General features: G+C 40.0%; 16 protein-coding genes. 13 read left to right on the top strand and 3 right to left on the bottom strand.

From position 1 onward, the window contains the following. Nucleotide 1 precedes the first annotated feature (1 nt). The 3 genes from AB6T38_RS05780 to AB6T38_RS05770 all read right to left on the bottom strand — a co-directional run bounded on the left by AB6T38_RS05780 (nucleotide 2) and on the right by AB6T38_RS05770 (nucleotide 5,617). On the bottom strand, nucleotides 2-658 hold the full coding sequence (locus tag AB6T38_RS05780) for a class I SAM-dependent methyltransferase (RefSeq protein WP_372546401.1): 657 nt from the start codon (nucleotides 656-658) through the stop codon (nucleotides 2-4). Between the two features lie 170 nt (nucleotides 659-828). Next, nucleotides 829-2,157 carry a sulfotransferase gene (locus AB6T38_RS05775; protein WP_372546400.1) on the bottom strand — a complete coding sequence of 443 codons (1,329 nt, stop codon included), beginning with the start codon at nucleotides 2,155-2,157 and terminating at the stop codon, nucleotides 829-831. Further along, on the bottom strand, nucleotides 2,147-5,617 hold the full coding sequence (locus tag AB6T38_RS05770) for a 6-hydroxymethylpterin diphosphokinase MptE-like protein (protein ID WP_372546399.1): 3,471 nt from the start codon (nucleotides 5,615-5,617) through the stop codon (nucleotides 2,147-2,149). Before AB6T38_RS05770 ends, AB6T38_RS05775 begins: the two co-directional genes overlap by 11 nt. Nucleotides 5,618-5,909: 292 nt before the next feature. On the opposite strand from AB6T38_RS05770, the gene AB6T38_RS05765 reads away from it, so the two are divergent. The 13 genes from AB6T38_RS05765 to fliM all read left to right on the top strand — a co-directional run bounded on the left by AB6T38_RS05765 (nucleotide 5,910) and on the right by fliM (nucleotide 21,385). Beyond that, the gene (locus AB6T38_RS05765) at nucleotides 5,910-6,710 is read left to right on the top strand and encodes a flagellin (protein ID WP_372546398.1); all 801 of its coding nucleotides are present in this window, start codon (nucleotides 5,910-5,912) and stop codon (nucleotides 6,708-6,710) included. A 342-nt stretch (nucleotides 6,711-7,052) separates the two neighbouring features. Continuing rightward, the gene (locus tag AB6T38_RS05760) at nucleotides 7,053-8,534 is read left to right on the top strand and encodes a sigma-54-dependent transcriptional regulator (RefSeq protein ID WP_372546397.1); all 1,482 of its coding nucleotides are present in this window, start codon (nucleotides 7,053-7,055) and stop codon (nucleotides 8,532-8,534) included. A 188-nt stretch (nucleotides 8,535-8,722) separates the two neighbouring features. After that, complete coding sequence (locus tag AB6T38_RS05755) at nucleotides 8,723-9,904, top strand: PAS domain-containing sensor histidine kinase (RefSeq protein WP_372546396.1); 1,182 nt, start codon at nucleotides 8,723-8,725, stop codon at nucleotides 9,902-9,904. Further along, complete coding sequence (locus AB6T38_RS05750) at nucleotides 9,901-11,244, top strand: sigma-54-dependent transcriptional regulator (protein ID WP_372546395.1); 1,344 nt, start codon at nucleotides 9,901-9,903, stop codon at nucleotides 11,242-11,244. Before AB6T38_RS05755 ends, AB6T38_RS05750 begins: the two co-directional genes overlap by 4 nt. Before the next feature lie 314 nt (nucleotides 11,245-11,558). Beyond that, nucleotides 11,559-11,879 (top strand): flagellar hook-basal body complex protein FliE, encoded by a 321-nt coding sequence (fliE, locus tag AB6T38_RS05745; RefSeq protein ID WP_348492768.1) that lies wholly within the window; start codon nucleotides 11,559-11,561, stop codon nucleotides 11,877-11,879. A gap of 19 nt (nucleotides 11,880-11,898) precedes the next feature. Beyond that, entirely contained in the window at nucleotides 11,899-13,602 is a 1,704-nt protein-coding gene (gene fliF / locus AB6T38_RS05740; RefSeq protein ID WP_348492769.1) for a flagellar basal-body MS-ring/collar protein FliF, read from the top strand. An 8-nt stretch (nucleotides 13,603-13,610) separates the two neighbouring features. Beyond that, nucleotides 13,611-14,648: a flagellar motor switch protein FliG gene (fliG, locus tag AB6T38_RS05735; protein ID WP_303470190.1), complete on the top strand. Its 1,038-nt coding sequence runs from the start codon at nucleotides 13,611-13,613 to the stop codon at nucleotides 14,646-14,648. A 42-nt stretch (nucleotides 14,649-14,690) separates the two neighbouring features. Then, entirely contained in the window at nucleotides 14,691-15,500 is an 810-nt protein-coding gene (gene fliH, locus AB6T38_RS05730) for a flagellar assembly protein FliH (protein ID WP_372546394.1), read from the top strand. Between the two features lie 3 nt (nucleotides 15,501-15,503). Beyond that, a complete protein-coding gene (gene fliI / locus AB6T38_RS05725) occupies nucleotides 15,504-16,838 on the top strand; it encodes a flagellar protein export ATPase FliI (RefSeq protein WP_372546393.1) in 1,335 nt (444 codons plus the stop codon). Beyond that, entirely contained in the window at nucleotides 16,838-17,275 is a 438-nt protein-coding gene (gene fliJ, locus AB6T38_RS05720; RefSeq protein ID WP_372546392.1) for a flagellar export protein FliJ, read from the top strand. Before fliI ends, fliJ begins: the two co-directional genes overlap by 1 nt. Nucleotides 17,276-17,314: 39 nt before the next feature. After that, nucleotides 17,315-19,681: a flagellar hook-length control protein FliK gene (locus AB6T38_RS05715; protein ID WP_372546391.1), complete on the top strand. Its 2,367-nt coding sequence runs from the start codon at nucleotides 17,315-17,317 to the stop codon at nucleotides 19,679-19,681. Between the two features lie 92 nt (nucleotides 19,682-19,773). Further along, on the top strand, nucleotides 19,774-20,295 hold the full coding sequence (fliL, locus tag AB6T38_RS05710) for a flagellar basal body-associated protein FliL (protein WP_372546390.1): 522 nt from the start codon (nucleotides 19,774-19,776) through the stop codon (nucleotides 20,293-20,295). A 31-nt stretch (nucleotides 20,296-20,326) separates the two neighbouring features. Further along, entirely contained in the window at nucleotides 20,327-21,385 is a 1,059-nt protein-coding gene (fliM, locus tag AB6T38_RS05705) for a flagellar motor switch protein FliM (protein WP_372546389.1), read from the top strand. The last annotated feature ends 6 nt before the right edge of the window (nucleotides 21,386-21,391 follow it).

The following is a 21,391-nucleotide window of genomic DNA, read 5'->3' as shown; positions in this document are numbered from 1 at the left end:
GCTATTTTTTATTGAAAATAAAAACGCCATCTAAATTTCTAAACCCTTCATCATTGTATTCACACTGGATTAACTTAACTTGATGTTTCGAAAGGTTAAAGTAATTAAATGCGCCACCAAAACCGTCAATAAATTCCACTCCATACTTTTGTTCACGGGCAAAAGCATTGGCGACAATTAATAAACCGTTATCTGATAATAAACGAGAACAGTTGTCCATGACTTGGTCGATTTGTGGAAGGATATACCATAGTAATTGATTGAGTATGACCACATCATACTTTTTAGTCGAGGTCAGTGGTGTAGTGATATCACATCTGTTAAAAGTAAAACTTGGAAATTTTTCTTTTGCTTTACGGATGGCTTCTTCACTGATGTCCCACCCAGAGTAATTCGAAACATATTGTGAATTGAAGTGAGCACAAGCATAACCTAGCCCACACCCAATCTCTAAAACCTGAGATGGTTTTTTAGCTCTTATCAGTTTGGCTAACCGATTTCTAGAACTTAGGTAATACTCCGATGATTCACCTGTAGCAGATTGATCCCAAGGATCATGCTCATGTTTATAGTATTCATCAAAATCACCTTTAAAGCTAAGCTTACCGTTGGCATCGGATGAAAACACATAGTCTTTAGACGGTGAATTAGTAGACATTTTCAACCTTCTGCATTTATTTCCCCTTATTACATGTATAAGTTATCGACAGGGTTAAATAAAACCTGAATGGATATCCTATGTTTACGTGAATCTATGAATTCCCTATTCAATAACATCGGTATTGTAAATAGGTTTAGTAATTAATGTTGATATTTGAATGACGTAGATTATATGACCGTGAAAATCCTATCCTCATCGACCCCTAACTCCAATAAGTTTCGTTTTGCAGACTTATTGTGCTTAAGAGTTGTAACTAAGTAAATTTCTTTACCAGAATCATCAACTTGAGGCAATGCGATCATCTTTTTACTGAAACTTTTGTGAATATAAAATTTATTCTTTGGTGACATGTCGACAACGGCAACAATATTTAAATGATTAAGAAAATTATACCTTTCGATAAATTCATTTGTTTCTGTGCCCGCGGAGTAAATGTAAATACGCTTTTTTCTTATTGACTCAAATATTTCTAATAGGCTGACTATGTTTTTAAAGTTTTTATGTTTTAATTTAGTAATGTTGCTTGTTTCAGTTTTTCTTATGTCAAATATATGGTGATCAAAAAAAGAGATAGCTGGATTTAAAATTTGATCGTTTGTGTTTATTTGTATGCCTTTAATATTTGAATCAATAGTGATGATTCCGAGGCAGCGAGCGTTGGCTTTTGTGGTAAATATGCCGTTTACTCTTCTTGTACTTTTGAAGTCTATAGTTAAGTCTTTAGAGGTTAAATGGTGTGGCAGTAGTGCCTCTTTTGATATTATATCTATTTCTTTTTCCACGATTTTATAATCAAGTGCTTGTATATCTTCAATTTGGTTACAAATAGGAAAGAGCTGTGATGGCGGCAAAGTGTCTATCAACAGCTCATTTTTTTGTTTTGATAAAGCGGACTTGCTTCCATGGGAAACAACCTCTGTTAAAGAGAGAAGCATTTTTGCTTCAAATTCCACGTCTAAGAATTTACAGATTCGTCTAATACAATTTTTAGGTTCTAGAATAAAACTTTCATATCTGACAATTAGAATGTTATCTGTATAGCTCTTGACAGTTTCTATGACCTTTTTCATGTCATTAGCCGCAGACGGGTAACCAATTCCCGTTCTATATAAGGAACTTAATAGGGCTCTAGGATCACGAATTAGTATTATTGTTGGTAATTTGGGGTAGGTTTTGTATAGCGTTTCAAGGGTATTTAAATTTGATTTTCCAATATATTGTAAACCACATTTTTTATTTTTTTTGTCGATAATTAAAGATGAATTGAGAGACTTTATTGCATCCCACCATTTTGAGTTGGAAGGAATTTTATTAATACTTAAATCATCAACTTCTGCAAACCTGTGGTACTCTAAGCCCGGAGCGGTCAAGTATCGCATCCAATGACATTCTTCTGATAAATATAATTTAGTATGGCTGTTAATCATATTTTGAAACATTGTTGTTCCGCAACGACCTAAACTCACCAGTGCAAATTCATTTAATTTATAGTTCATGTTTAATTGCACGTTGTTTGTCAATGGAAATATATTCTCTAAAAAACTCTCTTTCGTAATCAAAGTTAAAGATCAAAGAACCGCGTTCTCCATTGTTGCTATTATTCTGATCGAGGTAATCAGTGTAGTCGTAAAATACGTTATACCCAGTAAAGTCAAAAGCTACTTCATCTTTAGAATGCTCACTCGCGGGAAGTTTAGGGATGAGGGTGTTTTCAATAAGGTAGTATTTCAAAGTAACAATTTTGGCATTATGTTCACATAAACATGCTTTAATTATGAGTTTTGCTGAGTAATAGGCTGAATTAATGTATGTTTGTTGCAAGCCATCCCAAGGAAGACACTGCACCCGGTGAAGGTTGCTCATTGTGTAATCTCGATTCGCAGGTTTCATGTAGATATCTAAATATTGTTTAGGTGTACTCGGTTTTAAATAAATAACTGCATAACTGTCTTTATCAATACCTCTAATATCCTCGATTGATGAACCATGCTTAACGTTAATGACTTTAGTTACAATCCAAGAGTAGTGTCTTGACATTGCTTTTAGGGCAGACCTTCTAAATTCTTCGCAATCTGTCACGATAAATATGACTTTTGACTTTGTTAAGAGTTTAAATAACTTAACTTCTCGTAGATGGTTTTTAAAATGTGAATTGTCAAATATTTTGGTATTTACTGATACTTTTAACTTTATTTTAGCTAATGTTGCTAAAAAGAGTTTTTGTACTTTATTTATGCTTTGTGGTGATTCGAGAAGTTTAATAAGTACGGCATTCGCATAATTCATTGTGCCGTACATATAATAAAACAATAAAGAATGTCCTTGCTTATAGGATGAAAATAGCATTTCCTTTTGTTTGTTTATGATGCGGTAGACATCTTCTTGACTGGAGGCTTCTTTCTCTAAAAGCGTTTCAAGGGTTTCGAGCTCTTCAATTAGTAAACCTTGGGAGTAGACCTGTTCAAAACGTTCAATGTATTTGTCAGTGTCTTTCGCTGAAAACACATGAGTCATTAATGAACTAATAGCCTGTTCCTTCTGTTCATTGGTTGATACAATTAATAAATTATCCAGCCTAATTGGCAACGCGCCATTAATTTTCGCACCATCACTGCAGTTATAAAATGTTTGGTCTTTGGATTTTTTCGCTGTGACTTGTTCAATAACTTGTCTTGAAACCTTAAATTCATGTTTCGTATTTACGGTAGTTCTGAAATTACCAGGGACCACTAAAGAAGTATTGTTTTTTTCAGCATAGTCGTATGTTTCAAGCCCATCTTCTAAATAATAACCTGATGATTTAGAGTGGTGGTGCTTTACGTTAACAAAACCCAAATCTACTCCTAATAAATATATGGTTGTGAAACCAAGTTCACAAAATAAATCACAGGCGAAATTGCTTACAGTGGGAAATGCGTTTTGCAAAACACCGTAGTTCTCTCGTCCTAATATATTTAAAGCTGAAACAGTGGAAGATTCACCTTCTTTAAAAGCAACTAATACGTCTTTGTACAAATCACAAGTATCTGGATGAATTCCATTGCATGAAACAAGTGTTATTTGTTTTAAGTATTCTAAGTCGCCTATTAGTACGGCCCAGTCAAAAGTACTGCGGTTTTGTTCAATCTCCGCATGAAAATCAGGGGTGATTCCATGTCTATGTAAAGCTTGCAATGTGGTCCCACAACTGACAACGATTGCCTGACTTTTCCATTCTTTAATCGCTTCTATCGAACTATCCAACGACGGTCCATTGCCAACAATAAACACTGGAACTTCTTTGTCATCGTAACTTAGCTTGTCAGCAGGATTGCTGGTCAATAGTGGGATCTTGCGTTTCATCCCTTCTTTAGTATGAGCAATACCATAGTATGCATGATCAAAGTATTCGCCCATGGAGATAACAACTTGTAGCTGTTCTCTCAGTTGACCAATAGCACTATTTAATGATGAGTTGTAATAGCTTTGATAGAAGTAGGTATTGTTTAAAATGTAAGGGCCAATGGAGTGGAATTGACTTAATAAATCCCTAAATAAATTGGTGCCATCGTCGCCGATATTTAAGTAAATGCGTGCATCTGATTTATCAATTTTTTCGAAAATAGCGGTCCAATCAATGGCAAATAGTGAAGCATAGAAAAAGTCGGAATTTGGCTCACAAATAAATAGTTTTTCAACTTTATGGTTTGTTAATAAACGCTCAAGTTGGTAACCAACCCCTAAACCGAACATAATAATCGAAGCTACCTTACTAGGTAGTTCGCCGATTTCATCCTCCGCTTCTTTTAAAAGGTCTTCGGTCTGTTTTACGAATTTATAATGTTCGTAATGGGCTAATTTAGTTCCGGTATAACCTAAAACTAACCCATCTTTATTTGGTTGAGAGTAAAAGTTATCAAAATTTAATTGGCAGTCGTGAATAGGGGATTCGCCATACCAAGTTGTCAGGTTTTCTTTATTTAATAAATTAACTTCATCTTCTTGGGATTTAATGGGTAACCAGTGAACCGGTGTATATGTTTTAAACTGCTTGTAAATTTCCGGATAGTACTTCTCGAAGGCCTTTAGGTTTTTCTCGAACCTTTGTTGTTTTTCCGAAACTGGCGCACATTGTTGCAATTGTATTTCTGGTGTCCAACTCGGCACGTATGTGAGATAGTTTTCAGTTTCACTAATTTTAAAACCGTTTTTTTTAATATCAGACCATGAACGTTGTGATAGCTCATTAAAAACGGCATCAAATATAGGATGGTTATAGTGTTTGAAAATACGAAACTTACCAATGCCCTCGTGCTCTTGTAATTGTTGAATATCGTCAACAATGTTGCGGCCATCTTTTTCTATTTGTAAGAAAATTGCGGTTCCATTCTTTTTCCCTAAAGCGAAAATTTCAGACCAATCAATAGCTAAGGCTGAGCATTGGAAGTATTGAATTTGTGGTTCATAAATCACTAGGTTTTTGATTTTATGTTGGCTAAGTAGAAGAGGTAGGTGCATACCTAATCCACAGCCTAAAACCACCAGACATTCAATTTCTTCAGGCAACGAGTGTTGCTGTTGCCTAATTTGAAATGCATTAAGGGTATGAAAATCTAAAGAGCCTTTTGTTGGTTCATCTGTCACAGTTGGCGTTGTGGCGTTTTCAGTTAACGAGATACAAGGACTGTGTTGTTGGAAACGTTGAATCTGTTGAGTAATTTCCTGTAACGGATGGAAGCCATATAATGTCCGGCCCACACCATAATCGACAATATTGATTTCACCATACTTATTACAAAATAAAGAATGGTTTTGTAATGAAGTCGATTTAATCGTTGGCACCAATGAAGGAATGTTTCGAGTAAAACTATTGATATTCGTATGCTGCATATCAACAATAGTTGCAGCCAACGTTTGATCTAATTCTTTTTGTTTTTCTTCATCTTTTTCGATGTGTAGTCGTATATTTTTAAGCATGGTTTCTAATTTTTAATGGCGCCACAAGCTAACCCGTTAAAATTGACCAGTGCAGTCACTGGCGTGTTTTTCCTGTTAAAGCGTTAACTTATTGATATTTAGTACTTAGGATGATTGTGACCCTTTGGTGGTATCTGAGTCAATTGTGTTTAATTGAATCATACTTTTATGATGAATAATTATACATAGTTATGAATATCAATACCTAGCTTCACCTAAGTTGATTGCCGGTCGCTTACTTTATCGGCGATATTTTGCTATCCTTAACCACAGGTGTAAGAGGAGAAGATTTATGATCAATCTTGATACCAGTAACAATTCATCAATTTTACAGCAGTTACAACAAAAGCAAGAAACCTTGTTTGAAAAGCTGGCTTCAGGTAAGCAAGTTAATAGTGCTGCCGATGACTCTGCTGCGCAACAGATCATTGATCGATTAACCACGCAAGTAGAGGGGAATCGACAAGCTATCTCCAATGCTTATGATGGAGTCTCTTTATCTCAGGTGGCCGAAGGCGGATTGTCTGGGATTAATACCGATGTGAATCGAATTCGTGAGTTATCTGTACAAGCGGGCAATGGAATACTTAGTGATTCTGATCGCGAAGCGCTGCAATCGGAAATTTCTCAATTACAAAGCAACATTACCCAGACAATTGAGCAAACCAATTTTGGTGGAAAACCCTTGTTGTCAGAAGAAGGTAGTATTGATTTTCAAGTGGGAGCTAACGCAGGGCAACGCATAGGCGTAGGCACACAAGATGTGGCTGCTCAACTTGATGATGTGTTAAACATCGACGTGTCGACATCTGCAGGCGCTGAAGAAGCATTGGAAATTACTGATAATGCTTTGGAATATGTGGGTGGGGCGAGAGCTGATTTAGGAGCGACTCAAAATCAATTTGCTAGTGCCGCACGTAATCTAAGCCAAACTGATGTGAATGTTTCAGCTGCTAGAAGTCGCTTGCAAGATACCGATTATGCACAAGCAACAGCGGATAGTATTGCTAGCGGAATTCAAAGCCAAGCATCTTTGTCTGTGCAATCTCAAGCGAATCAACAGCAAGGACAAGTATTGTCATTATTGAGTTAAGTTCCCCACAAAGGGTTTTACTTAAATAGAGTAAGCAAAAATAAAGCAGCTAAGGCTGCTTTATTTTGTTCAATTTACTGATTTTATTCATAAACATAAAAATTGGTAGTTGCTATCCGACAACGAATGTTTAAAATCAAGATAGAATCGCAAGGTGTGTTTCAGTTTCATTTTATAGGTTGCTGACATGAGTAAAAATATACGCTAACCTTTGAGCAGACAGACTGCGCGAATAGGTAATGTGTTATTACCTATTTTAAAGTAGAAAAGCTTGGCAAACATTTACTTGGATTTGACACACCCTTGAATACAAAAAATAAAAATAACAAAGTTGGGGAAAGGATGAGCACAATTCTGATTATCAGCGGGCATACGTCGCGCGCCAATAATCTCAAAACAATCTTGTCTTTTTTAGGCGAACGTTGTGCCCAGGTTCCTTTTTCCGAAGCAATGTCTGCGTTGAAAAAACAAGATAGCTTTGAAGCGGTTATTATCGATTTCGACTCGCCCGAGCTTACTGATGATGTGGTAAGCAAATTTCCAGCCCAACCCTTTATTGTCATTGGCAACGCACAAACAGATGCTGAATTTAGAGCTAATATTGTCGGACATCTAGAAGAGCCCGTAACCTATCCCGTTTTGACTCAGATGCTACATCGATGTCAAGAATACTTACGTAAACGGCCAGCCAAAAGTACGAATACTAGTAAAACCAAATTATTCCGTAGTTTAGTGGGGAAAAGCGAAGAAATTCAGAATGTTCGTCACCTAATTGAGCAAGTATCAAGTTCTGACGCGAATGTTTTAGTATTAGGCGAGTCTGGCACAGGTAAAGAAGTCATTGCTCGCAATCTACATTTCTTGTCAAATAGAAATAGTGGTCCTTTCATTCCTGTAAATTGTGGTGCCATTCCAGCTGAACTACTCGAAAGTGAGCTGTTTGGTCATGAAAAAGGCGCATTTACTGGGGCTATCAATTCACGTAAAGGTCGTTTTGAATTAGCCGAAGGCGGTACGCTATTCTTAGATGAAATTGGCGATATGCCTTTGCAAATGCAAGTTAAGTTGCTGCGGGTTTTACAAGAGCGTCAATATGAGCGAGTAGGGGGCAATAAACCCATTAAATGTGATGTTCGTATTGTGGCCGCTACACACCGAGAACTCGAAAATATGATCGCTGAAGGATCCTTTCGGGAAGATCTATACTATCGTTTGAATGTTTTTCCCATTGAAAGCCCTGCATTAAGAGAGCGCAAAGAAGATATTCCCTTGTTGTTGCAAGAATTGGTATCACGACTAGAGCAAGAAAATGAGAAGTCATTGCGTTTTACCGAAAATGCGATTAATTCGCTGGTGGAGCACCTCTGGCCCGGCAATGTGCGTGAGCTTTCCAATCTAGTCGAAAGATTATTGATTTTATACCCCAATCAAGTGGTAGACGTAACTGATTTACCCTCTAAATACCAATATACCGATGGCGACAACTTTGAACCTGATTACCCTGAAGAGTTATTGGAACGTGAAGCTATAATCGCTTTGTTTAATGACACAAGTGATGATGAATCCACTGATAGCCATGAAAGTGAATTTGCTGATTCCAATGGTAGTCAGGAGATTAATCAAAACACTGAATTGAACACCAATTCAGCATTGCCATCAGACGGTATGAACCTAAAAGAATATTTATCAGAGCTTGAAATCAGCATGATCAATCAAGCCCTTGACCAACAAGATGGGGTAGTAGCTCGAGCAGCAGAAGCCCTAGGTATGCGCCGTACCACCCTTGTTGAAAAGATGCGAAAATATGCTATTGTCCGCGACTAAAGCCGTTGGGTTTAATCTTTACCTAAATTAGTTTCCTAAGTTTTTTAGACTAAAATCCACACCCGTCATTTTGTTGACGTTCCATTCTCCGTTTAAATTCGTTTAACCTATTGATATGTAGGGTAAAATAATTGGCATGGGATATGCTAAATACTCACCATGAGTAATATTTTTGACGTGAGGACTTTATGGCGTTCGACAGTGCATTCAACATATCCTATGCAGACGAACAGAGCGAAATTAGCTCTATAACATCGTCTCATTCAGGTGATCGTGCTTCACATTCAGTCGCACCTCAATCAAACACCCCATCAACTACTGAAGTGTCCAAACAAGAATTTGAGCAGTTAAAAAGCCAAGCTACTAGGCTTGAGCACCTGTTACAGGTTATGCCTGCCGGAGTGGTGGTAATTAATGGACAAGGGCAAGTGAAACAAGCCAATGCCTTAGCTAAAGCCTTATTAGGTGAGCCGTTAGAGGGCCAAGCTTGGCGAAAAATCATCGCCCGCTCTTTTAAACCACAAGCTGATGATGGTCATGAGGTCTCTTTGCATGATGGCCGAAAAGTAAAATTATCCATTACGCCGTTAACAGCCGAGCCAGGTCAGCTTATCGTGCTGACTGACTTGACTGAAACTAGACAATTACAGCAGCGAATTAGCCACATGCAACGTTTGTCTTCCTTAGGAAAAACCGTTGCATCTATTGTTCATCAAATCCGTACGCCGCTATCTGCCGCGATATTGTACGCGTCGAATTTAGCCAGCAATCAACTTAGTGATAGTGCTCGTGAGCGCTTTGGCGAAAAGCTCATGCTAAGGTTGAAAGATTTAGAAGGTCAGGTAAACGACATGTTGTTGTTTGCTAAAAGTGGTGAAGAGCAAGTGGTACAAAACATCTCTGTAACAGAGCTAATATCAGAATTATTGGTTTCCTCAGAGAATATGGTTCAACAAGCTAACGCCCAGTTAATCGTCAAAGATATTGACCCACAATTAACAATATTAGGCAATAAACCCGCGCTTTTGGGAGCACTGCAAAATATTATTCACAATGCGATTCAAGTCCAGCCTGAAGATTGCCAAATAACTATTAGTTGTTTGAACGACAGTCAACAGGTGAGCTTGCACATCCAAGATAACGGTCCGGGCGTTGATACACAGTGTTTAAATCGCATTTTTGAGCCTTTTTATACCTCAAAAAGTCATGGTACAGGCTTAGGGCTTTCAGTAGTCGCAACTGTGGCTAAGTCCCATGGTGGCTCGGTTACTGTGTCAAATATGCCAGGCGCAGGAGCATGTTTTAGCCTCATGTTACCTATTATTAATTCAAGTCAAGCAACTAAACAGGCTTTGGGAGAGAAATCGTGAGTCAGACCAGCATATTAATTGTAGAAGATGATGCCGGGTTAAGAGAGGCATTGGTCGATACCCTATTACTAGGTGGTTACGAGGTTATAGAGGCAAACTCGGCTGAACAAGCGATGGTCAAACTAAGTTCACATAAAGTCGACTTGGTCGTAAGTGATATTCAAATGGGCGAAATGAGTGGCCTAACCTTATTGCGCAGTATTAAAAATAAATACCCTAACTTACCGACTTTATTGATGACGGCTTATGCAACAATTGATGATGCAGTACAAGCAATGCGCGATGGCGCAACTGATTATTTATCAAAACCATTTAGTCCCGAAGTACTACTAAATTTAGTGGGACGTTATGCTCCAGCTCAACAAGTTGAATCCCGCAATCCTATTGCTGCCGACCCAACAAGTATTAACTTGCTTAATTTAGCGAAGAAAGTCGCTACCTCGGATGCAACAGTAATGGTTTTAGGACCTAGTGGTTCGGGTAAGGAAGTGTTAGCGCGATATATTCACGATCAGTCTAGCCGCAAAGATCAGCCATTTGTTGCTATTAATTGTGCTGCCATTCCTGAGAATATGTTAGAGGCGACTTTGTTTGGCTATGAAAAAGGCGCCTTTACCGGTGCATTGCAAGCCTCTCCGGGTAAGTTTGAATTGGCCCAAGGCGGCAGTATTTTATTAGATGAAATTACTGAAATGGATTTAGCACTGCAGGCAAAACTATTGCGTGTATTGCAAGAAAAAGAAGTGGAAAGATTAGGTGGCCGCAAAACCATTGCATTAGATGTGCGAGTGATTGCCACTAGTAACCGTGATTTAAAACAAGTTGTCAGTGATGGTAAATTCAGAGAGGATTTATACTACAGATTAAATGTTTTCCCATTAATGTGGCATCCATTGGATAAGCGAGCAGGGGACATAGTACCCCTAGCTGAACACATGATAGAAAGGCATTACAACGGTAATCAGCCTGCTCCGAGCTTAACCGCTTCAGCTAGAAGTAAATTAATGCAACATGTTTGGCCGGGTAATGTACGAGAGTTGGAAAATGTGATCCAACGCGCGTTAATTTTATCTGATGGTGAAACGATTGACGCCAATGATTTGATGATCGAAATTGAGACTGGCCAAACTATGGTGGCTGAGCAAGGAAATCAAGCCGAGGTAGATGATAGTAAATTAGGCAGTGAATTACGTCATCAAGAACATCAAATCATTCTAGACACTTTGCAGTCGTGCAACGGTCGACGCAAAGATGTAGCCGAACGACTGGGCATTAGTCCTCGTACCTTGAGATACAAATTAGCTCGTATGCGCGAAGTGGGGATCGAACTACCTGCTTAGTGATTTAATATCCCAAAAATAGCCGTTAACCAACGGCTATTTTTTTAGTTTTTTTGATGAGTTCATACCTCTTCAAACCCTCCTGTTAACCTACTCCGGTAAATCTCAAAGCATTACTCAGCTTAGTCAGGCTTAAGTCGTGGGGAAACGGCACTCCGTCAATAAAATGACAAACACCATAACTTATTGATATTTATAGATATAAAAGGTTGGCATTGAGTTTGCTTAGTCAAGCTATAGCTGTAAAAGAATTCATGCTTTGCCATTTTTTTTGACATTCGCAAAGCCTATTGATTTGACCACCGGAGCGACACATGGAAATCAAAGCACAATCTTTATATCAAGAAATGCAGGCAATGGCGTCCAACGCACAAATGGACGTTGCGCAGCTTCCTGGCACCAATCCTTCTTCACACAACTTTGCCGAAATGTTAGGTCAGGCCATAAACACTGTGAACGATATGCAGCTCGATGCAAAAAACAAACAAATCGCATTTGAGATGGGTGATCCCAATATGAGCCTTGCTGATGTGATGTTGACCAAAGAGAAGTCAGGCATTGCTTTTGAAGCTACCGTGCAGGTACGCAACAAAGTGCTAGAAGCATATAAACAAATCATGAACATGCCCGTTTAACTTAGCAAGAGGATAACTCGTGGCCGAGGCAACTAGCACTGAGCTTGCACTTAGTGACAATGACAATTATTCAGATTCCACAGAACTAGAGCATAAATCTGGTTTTATGGACGCATTAGGCAATGTAGACATTATGCGTCAAGTGACCATAGTGATTGCGCTAGTGATCTGTATCGCTATTGCGATTTTTATCGTGATTTGGGCACAAGAACCTACTTACCGTCCTTTGGGGAAAATGGAAACCCAAGAACTTATTGAAACCCTCGATTACCTTGATCAGAATTACCCCGACTACATACTTGAAGGTAACGTTGTCAAAGTATTGGAAAGCGACTATAAAGCGATCAAATTAAATATGACTCGCCAAGGTCTTTCTTCTTCCTCTGAAAACACCGGTGCTGAAATTATCATGCAAGATATGGGGTTTGGGGTTTCTCAGCGAGTTGAAAAAGAGCGTTTAAAGCATGCTAGGGAACAACAAATTGCGCGTACCATTGAAGAAATAAATGGCGTTAAACGGGCTAAAGTACTCCTTGCTTTACCGGTCGAAAATGTTTTTGCACGAAGAGAGAAGAAAGCCAGTGCCACTGTCGTTGTTACCTCTGGGCGTGGCTCTAGTTTGTCCAATGAAGAAGTGGATGCCATTATTGATATCGTCGGTTCAGCGGTGCAAGGCATGGAACCAAGTCGAGTTACAGTAACAGATAGCAATGGTCGTTTACTTAATTCAGGCTCTCAAGATGCAGCTTCAGCTCGTTCTAGAAAAGAATATGAATTAGAAAAACAACGGGAAAATGCGTACTTAGAAAAGATTGATTCTATCTTAATACCGGTTTTAGGACTCGGTAATTACACCGCACAAGCGGATGTAACAATGGACTTTACCGCTGTTGAACAAACCCAGCGCCGTTACAACCCAGATTTGCCGGCTATACGCAGTGAGATGCTGGTGGAGGAAAATAGTGTCGGTGGCGCAATTGCTGGTATTCCAGGTGCCCTAACCAATCAACCTCCATTAGACTCTAACATCCCGGAAAATGCCACTGGTAGTAACTCACAAACAACCTTACCCGGTAGAAATTCAAAAGAAGAAACCCGCAATTACGAATTAGATACTACAATTAGTCATACTAAACAGCAGACTGGCTTTATTAAACGATTGAGCGTGTCTGTTGCTGTCGATTATGTTAACCAAGTGGCGGAAGATGGCACACAGTCCTCGTCACCAAGGGAGCAACAAGAGCTGCTTAATATTCGTCGTTTACTGCAAGGTGGGATAGGGTTTGATGTCACCCGAGGAGACTCCTTAGAGGTGGTAAGTATTCCATTTAGTCGTGACAATGATTTTGTACCTGTTGAAGTCCCTTATTATAAAGAAGAATGGTTTGCGCAAACGGTAAAAGTAGCGGCTGGTGCCCTTATTATTATCGTACTAATATTTGCTTTAGTTAAACCTATGTTGAGTCGACTAATTAATCCTCAAGATACCACTGAAAGCGACGACTTTGATGTTGATAGCGCTTTGGACTTAGGAGATGAAACTATTAGTATGTTGTCTCAAGAGTTTGATGAAGGACAAGTTGGTTTTGCGGCTGATGGTTCTTTGATGCTACCTGATTTACACAAAGATGAAGATGTATTAAAAGCGGTTCGCGCTCTAGTCGCCAATGAACCTGAATTATCAGCTCAGGTAGTCAAAGGCTGGTTAATGCAAGATGAGTAGGAATAGACATGCCTGAAGAAGAATTACCAGAATCCAGCGGCTATGACGTTGGAAAATTAGAAGGTGTAGATAAAGCCGCTATTTTACTTTTGAGTTTATCAGAAGAGGATGCTGCGCAAATTCTTAAGCATTTAGAGCCCAAACAAGTACAACGTTTAGGGCAAGCCATGGCGCAAATCGATGATATGACCCAGCCTAAAATTACCGCTGTGCATAAACACTTTATCGAAGAAATACAGAATTACAGTACCATTGGTTTCCAAAGCCAAGATTTCGTGAAACGCGCTTTAACCGCAGCATTAGGTGAAGATAAAGCGGCCAACTTGATTGACCAAATACTAATGGGAAGCGGAGCTAAAGGTCTCGACTCCCTCAAATGGATGGATTCTAAACAAGTTGCCAGTATCATTCGAAACGAACACCCGCAAATTCAGACCATAGTCATGTCCTATTTGGATGCTGAGCAATCGGCAGAAATACTGGCACAATTCCCTGAAAAAGTGCGTTTAGACTTGATGATGCGTGTGGCTAATCTTGAAGAAGTGCAGCCTGCTGCCTTGCAAGAACTAAATGAAATTATGGAGAAACAATTTGCCGGTCAAGCGGGCACACAAGCAGCGAAAATGGGCGGCTTGAAGTCAGCGGCGGATATCATGAATTATCTTGATACCAATATCGAAGGCCAGTTGATGGATGCGATACGCGAACAAGACGAGGAAATGAGTCAGCAGATCCAAGACTTAATGTTTGTCTTTGACAACCTGGCGGATGTGGATGATCGTGCAATTCAAGCAATACTGCGTGAAGTGCAACAGGATTCATTACTCAAAGCAATCAAAGGCGCTGATGATGAACTGAAAAACAAAATTACCAAAAACATGTCTAAACGTGCCGCTGAAATGTTAATTGATGACTTAGAAGCCCTAGGTCCGGTTCGCATCAGTGAAGTCGAAACTGCGCAAAAAGAAATTTTATCGGTGGCTAGAAGACTGGCTGATTCTGGCGAAATTATGCTTGGCGGCGGCGGTGGCGAAGAGTTCTTATAAAGCCACTCTCAATTAGCTAGCTTTAATGAAACGGATAAAAATGTGACGGACAAAAATGTGACTGCAAAAGATACTGATGAACATACCCTAAGTGACGATGATATCGCTGCTTGGGAATTGCCGATCTTAGAAGAAACATTTGAAAATACCGACACCAAAACCAATGTTTTTGATCGAAAGCGCACCTGGAAGTATGAACCACCAGAGGTTGACGAAAAGGTTTTGCCGCCTACTGCCGAAGAAATTGAGCAAATACGCGAGTCTGCTTACAAAGAAGGTTTTGAACAAGGCAAGAAAGAAGGTCATGAAGCCGGTTATGCAGATGGTAAAGAGCTAGGTTTAGAAGAAGGTAAAGAGCAAGGGCAAACACAAGGGTTAGAAGAAGGTTTAGCTCAGGGAAAAGAACAAGTTGAGTCGCATATTGAGGCTTGGCAGACACTTATGGAACAGTTACATCAGCCCGTATCTTTAGTAGAAGAAGAGTTACAGTCTGAATTAGTTAAATTGGCCGTTTCTTTAGCAAAATCGGTAATTCGAACCGAAATACAAACTAACCCAGAAATTCTATTTAATGCGTTAAATGAAGGTTTAAAAACACTTCCCGTCCACGAGTCTCAATATCAAATACATATGCACCCTGAGGATATTGAATTGGTTAAAGAGCGTTTTACGGCTGAACAAATTGAAAAAAATGCTTGGGTATTTGTGGAAAACCCAAATATGTCTAGAGGTGGATGCGATATCAGCACACAAACAAATGCCGTTGACACCTCTGTTGAGCGAAGAGTTAAAGACGTACTCAATAAGTTTTTGCGTGAACAAGGCCTAAGTGATATCGAAAGTGAGTCCTAAAAGATGTCGGAAAAACTACTCGAGCGAATTAAATCATTACAAAGCCAAGTCCCTGAGGCACATATTGTTGCTTCAGGAAAGCTAGTTCGAGGTATTGGCCTCACCTTAGAAGCCGTGGGCTGTCAAATGCCTGTGGGGAGCCAGTGTTTAGTACAAACGGTAGATGGACAGATCGAAGCAGAAGTCGTTGGGTTCGCCGAAAATATTACCTATTTAATGCCCACTGAAGCGGTAAAAGGGATTGTTCCAGGTTCTCGAGTGGAACCTCTTTCCCGTGAGCCAGGGTTACCTGTCGGTATGTCTTTGTTAGGACGAGTTGTAGACGGCAATGGCCAACCCCTAGACGGTTTGGGAGCAATCAAAGCGGAAAAACGCGTTTCTCTAAGTAAACCACCTATCAATCCATTATCTCGAAAACCTATTTCGAATCCCTTAGATGTGGGCGTTAGAGCCATTAACTCGATGATCACCGTGGGTGAAGGTCAGCGTATGGGCTTGTTTGCAGGCAGTGGCGTGGGAAAAAGTGTGCTGTTAGGTATGATGACCCGCGGCACCTCAGCAGATGTAGTAGTGGTTGGCTTGGTGGGAGAACGTGGCCGAGAAGTAAAAGAATTTATTCAAGATATTTTGGGCGATCAAGAACGGCAAAAGTCGGTAGTGGTGGCCTCACCAGCAGATACATCCCCCCTTATGCGCCTCAAAGGCTGTGAAACCGCAGTGGCAATAGCTGAATATTTTCAAGATAAAGGGTTAAACGTACTATTGCTAATTGATTCGTTAACACGGTATGCAATGGCGCAACGTGAAATTGCTTTAGCCGTGGGTGAACCGCCCGCCACCAAAGGCTATCCCCCCTCGGTGTTTGCCAGACTGCCAGCTTTGGTGGAAAGAGCCGGAAACGGTAAAGAGGGGCAAGGTTCTATTACTGCGTTTTATACGGTACTAACCGAAGGGGATGATTTACAAGATCCTATCGCTGATTCAGCACGGGCGATTCTCGATGGGCATATTGTACTTTCTAGAAATTTAGCTGAATCCGGGCACTATCCAGCCATCGATATTGAGTCTTCAATTAGTCGTGTTATGCCCATGGTAGTCAGTGAAGAACACCTAATGGCCAGTCGTCGGATTAAGCAAGTGTATTCCAATTATCAACAGAACAAAGACTTAATTAATATCGGTGCCTATACCAAAGGAAGCGATCCTAGAATGGATTTAGCCATCGCTGCTGAACCTGTCATCAACACCTTTTTGCAACAAAGCATGAAACAAATCTTACCTTATGATGAATGTATGGAAGCCATGTTGTCTTTAACTAAGGGCTTAGGTAACGGTTAATGGCAGAACGTCAGTTAGAATTAGTCGCCAGATGGGAAAAAGACAAAGAAGATCGTCTTGCCCAGGATTTTCAATTGGCACAACAGCATGCTGAGTTGAACAAGCAGAAGTTGACTAGTTTGGAAGGTTACCGCTTGGACTATTTACGTCAGACGCAAATGAAAAGTGCAGGCATACTCAATATCGATAAATTTAACAAGTTACACTCATTTATCGGCAAGTTAGACAAAGCTTGTCAGCAACAAATGCAAGTACATAATCAGGCAGTTTTAGTTGCTGAGCAACGAAGAGACCTTTGGCTAGCCCAACAGCGCAAACGCAAAGCTGTGGAAATGTTGTTAGATAAAAAGCGACAGGCACGAGAAGTGAGGAATAATAAACTTGAACAGTTATTTATGGACGAACTTTCCACCCAACGTTTTATCCGCAACCAATAAAGTGTGTTTCTTAAGCCCTTTTCCAACAGCAAAATTGCAGTGTTGGAACACTCTTTGCTGTATCCAGCTAAGATGATTGATTTAAGCCATAAATCAATGCTGAAACGGGAATTAAAGATGCAAGATATTGCCACCACTAAATCAGAAATTGCCGCCTTGATGACTAAGGTGAATGATTATTCTGGCAACAATATTAGTCAACAGCTAGAGTTTCGCTCGTATTTAAAGCAAGCAGATAAGGTGTATGGCCAACCTGATGAACCTCGTAAAAATTATATTGCTCAAGAAAATACCAACGCCGCTGAACAGAGCCGACAGTCAGAGCTAACAGAAAAGAGCAAAGATAATTCGCGAGAATACGCTAAACCTGTAGAGCAAAAATCTTCAGCTCAGACACCTAATGAAACCTCTGATGATGTTGCTTACCCATCGAGTGATAAAGACAGTCTAGCTTCTGACCAACAAGATGTTAATCAACCGCTAACAGGCAACGGCAAAGACATTACTTCAAAACCGGATACAAAAGAGCAAACGGCAAAATTGCAGAGCAGCGATGAGCGAGCAGCAGAGCAAGACACCATTATCTCTAACGAGCAAGCTGAACAACTGCAAGACAATACTACTATAGCGGATGAAACCTTAGTTGCAGGTGCACTTAACAGTATTAACCAGAATCACGAACAACTTGATGGGGTAATTTCCGAAGACGCAGCGGTAGACGAAGATAAGTTGATTGATTGGTTATCTTTGTTAGAAAAAAGTATCGCCAAAGCGTCCGATAATGTTGAACCGACATTGAATAAAAGTGCTGATAGTGAAACAGACATAGCCAATGAAATACTAGATCAGCAAACTGATGTGGATGGTGATTTGGATTCAGATTTAACCTTGCTTGATTTACTCTCGCAAAAAGAAAATAGTGAATTGATAGGTGCCGATGCTGCCGCAGAGACCTTGATTGTCGATCCTGAAATAGATGCTGATAATCCAGAGGTGATGTTAAATGTTGCGCAAAATCAGCCACAGGCCGAGCTGAATAAACAAAAAATAAATGACCAAGTGAGTGAGGAAGCCGGCAGTCTTACGGTGGAGCAAGAAACTAGCGTCACCCTAGATACTTTAACCACCTTAGTCACTGAATTACAAAGTGCTCTTAATGCATCCGAACAAACCAGTGCCAATGGTGATGCAGAATCTGCCGATGAATTGCTTACTCGTATTGGCGAATTGTTAGAACAACTTGATCCTAAGGTTATGGATAAACTAAGGGAAACATTGAGCATAGAGTCAGGTGCTGTAGCGATGTCAAATAATATGATGTCGTTAGAAGACGTTGAAGCTCAAGATACAGTGATTGAAGATATGCAGTTACTGCTGAGTATGTTGCATGTCGCTAATACTAGTGCTAATGCTAGTGATAGCACTCCAAAGGGAGCGGTTAATAGTGAACTACAACAAGATGGCAAAACAATACTAAACTCGCAAACCGCAGAAATTGCCTCGAATACGGCACAACAGACAAAATTATCAAGCAAGCAGATAGACAAGCAGCTTGCCGCTTTACTTGATTTACCAGCTGAAAAACTCGATGCTGCATTGACAAACCTTGCCCAACGTCTAGATCTAAAATCAGCGACTACTCAAGTTGATACTTCCCAAACAAATCTTAAAACTGACTTTGTGAGTGCGTTGAAAAGTGGAATTGAAGAAGTAAAAGCACAAATGAAGCAAGGGCATCAGCCTGCAATCGACTTATCGGCATTGGTTAACGATGCGGCTAATAAAGTCAATTTAGTACCAATAGTGCCAGAAGTGTTAGATCAGTCGGTGACACGTTTTAATCAAAGCTTAGAATTAACTAGTCAATTAAACGCTAAAATAGAACAGTTACAGCATAACTTTGTATCTGAAAGAAATTTAGTTAAAGAAAACGTAAATCAGGCGCAACATTTGCAGACTAAACAAGGTCAGCAAATAGCTCAATTTGATAAGGCGGTGAATATTACCCGCAATGAAGGTTTGCAGCAATTAACGGAAAAGGTCCGTTGGATGGCGAATCAAAACAATTTACAAGCTGAGATCCGTTTAGATCCGCCAGATTTGGGCGCAATGAAAGTACGCTTAAATATGTCCGGTGATACAGCTAGTGTAAATATTGTGGTGCAATCACAGCAAGCTAGAGATGTGCTAGATCAAGCTACGCCTAGACTTAAAGAGCTCCTTGAACAACAAGGTATTGAACTTGGACAGTCTTCAGTGCAGCAAGAAAGTAGTAGCAACAGTGAACAAGATTCAGAATATGTGGGCACTAATCAGGGCGACGAAAATATGCCGGCAGAAGAGTCCCAGATTATTGAACAGCGAATTTCTAATGGCAGATTAGGCGGAATAGACTATTTTGTGTAATAGAAGTGTTATTGAGCGATTAGAATCGTTTAGTTAGCGCAATTTATTGTTACAATGCACAAATAGTCACACTAAACATAACTGAGAAGACGATGGCAGAAGAAGAATTACAAATGGAAGAGGGCGGCAAAGGTAAGATGATTATCATAATCATCGTAGCCGTAATCTTAATCGGTGGCGGTGCCGCAGCATATTTTTTAATGGGTAGTTCAGATGAGCCTGACATGACTGCAGACTCTGAAATGTCACAAGGTGCGTCAGATGATGGGGCTGCAATGTCTTCTGCGAATAAAGGGACTGCTTTGTATGTGGCAATGCCGCGTCCGTTTGTTTTTAACGTTCCAGGACAAGGGAAAGACCGTCTAGCACAAATAAAAGTGCAATTAATGGTGCGTGGAACAGACAACGAAGAGATGGCAAAAATGCATGTGCCGCTCATTGAAGGCACCTTATTAAAGGTTTTCAGTAGTTCAAACGCAGATGATTTAGTCACTGAAGCTGGCAAGGTAGCGTTAAGAGACCAAGCGGGCAGAGAAGTACAAAAAGTATTAAATGAAACAGTCGGCAGTGAAGTGGTAGAGCAAGTACTTTTCACTGGCTTTGTAATGCAATAATCGGTAAATGTTGATTTAAGCGAGCAAAACTTTGAGCGATTTATTATCACAAGACGAAATTGACGCGCTACTTCACGGCGTTGATGATGTTGAAGAAGAGGATACCGAAGATCTCGAAACCGATGGTTCGATGATCGAGTATGACTTTTCTTCACAAGACCGCATTGTGCGTGGTCGGATGCCCACGTTGGAAATTGTTAATGAGCGATTTGCAAGGCACATGCGGGTGAGCTTGTTTAATATGATGCGTCGTTCTGCAGAAGTGTCTATCAACGGTATTCAAATGATTAAGTTTGGCGAATACATTCATACGTTGTTTGTCCCTACCAGTTTAAACATGGTGCGTTTCAGACCACTCAAAGGCACTGGTTTAATTACTATGGAAGCACGTCTTGTTTTCATTTTAGTGGATAACTTTTTTGGTGGTGATGGTCGTTATCATGCAAAAATTGAAGGTCGCGAATTTACCCCTACAGAGCGCCGTATAACCCAAATGTTACTAAAGTTGATATTTGAGGATTATAAAGAAGCTTGGGCTCCGGTTATGGATGTTTCTTTTGAGTATTTAGACTCAGAAGTGAACCCAGCAATGGCCAATATAGTCAGTCCAACTGAAGTGGTGGTCATTAGTTCTTTCCATATCGAATTAGATGGCGGTGGTGGTGATTTCCACGTTTCTTTGCCGTACTCCATGTTAGAGCCCATTAGGGAGCTCCTAGATGCAGGTGTGCAAAGCGATAAGGAAGATACGGATCTGCGCTGGAGTAAAGCACTTCGGGATGAAATTCTCGATGTTACAGTGGCGGTTTCAACCCATATGTTAGATGTGGATATCTCCTTACAACGATTAATGAATTTTGAAGCTGGGGATATTATTCCCATTGAAATGCCTGAAACAATTACGGTTTTAATTGAAGACCTACCTACATTTAGAGCCAAACTAGGTCGTTCTCGGGACAATATAGCAGTGAAAATTACTGAGAAAATTCCACGACCCACTTCAGTTAAATCTGAATTGCAATTATTAACGAAAGGCGGACGCCGAATAGACAGTGATGCTGAGCTTTCTATACTTGAGGAAGACTTATGAACGTCT

The organism is Aliiglaciecola sp. SL4, from assembly GCF_041538045.1.
In the GTDB taxonomy this organism is placed as follows: Bacteria; Pseudomonadota; Gammaproteobacteria; order Enterobacterales; family Alteromonadaceae; genus Aliiglaciecola.
This window is presented reverse-complemented; position numbering and strand designations above follow the sequence as displayed.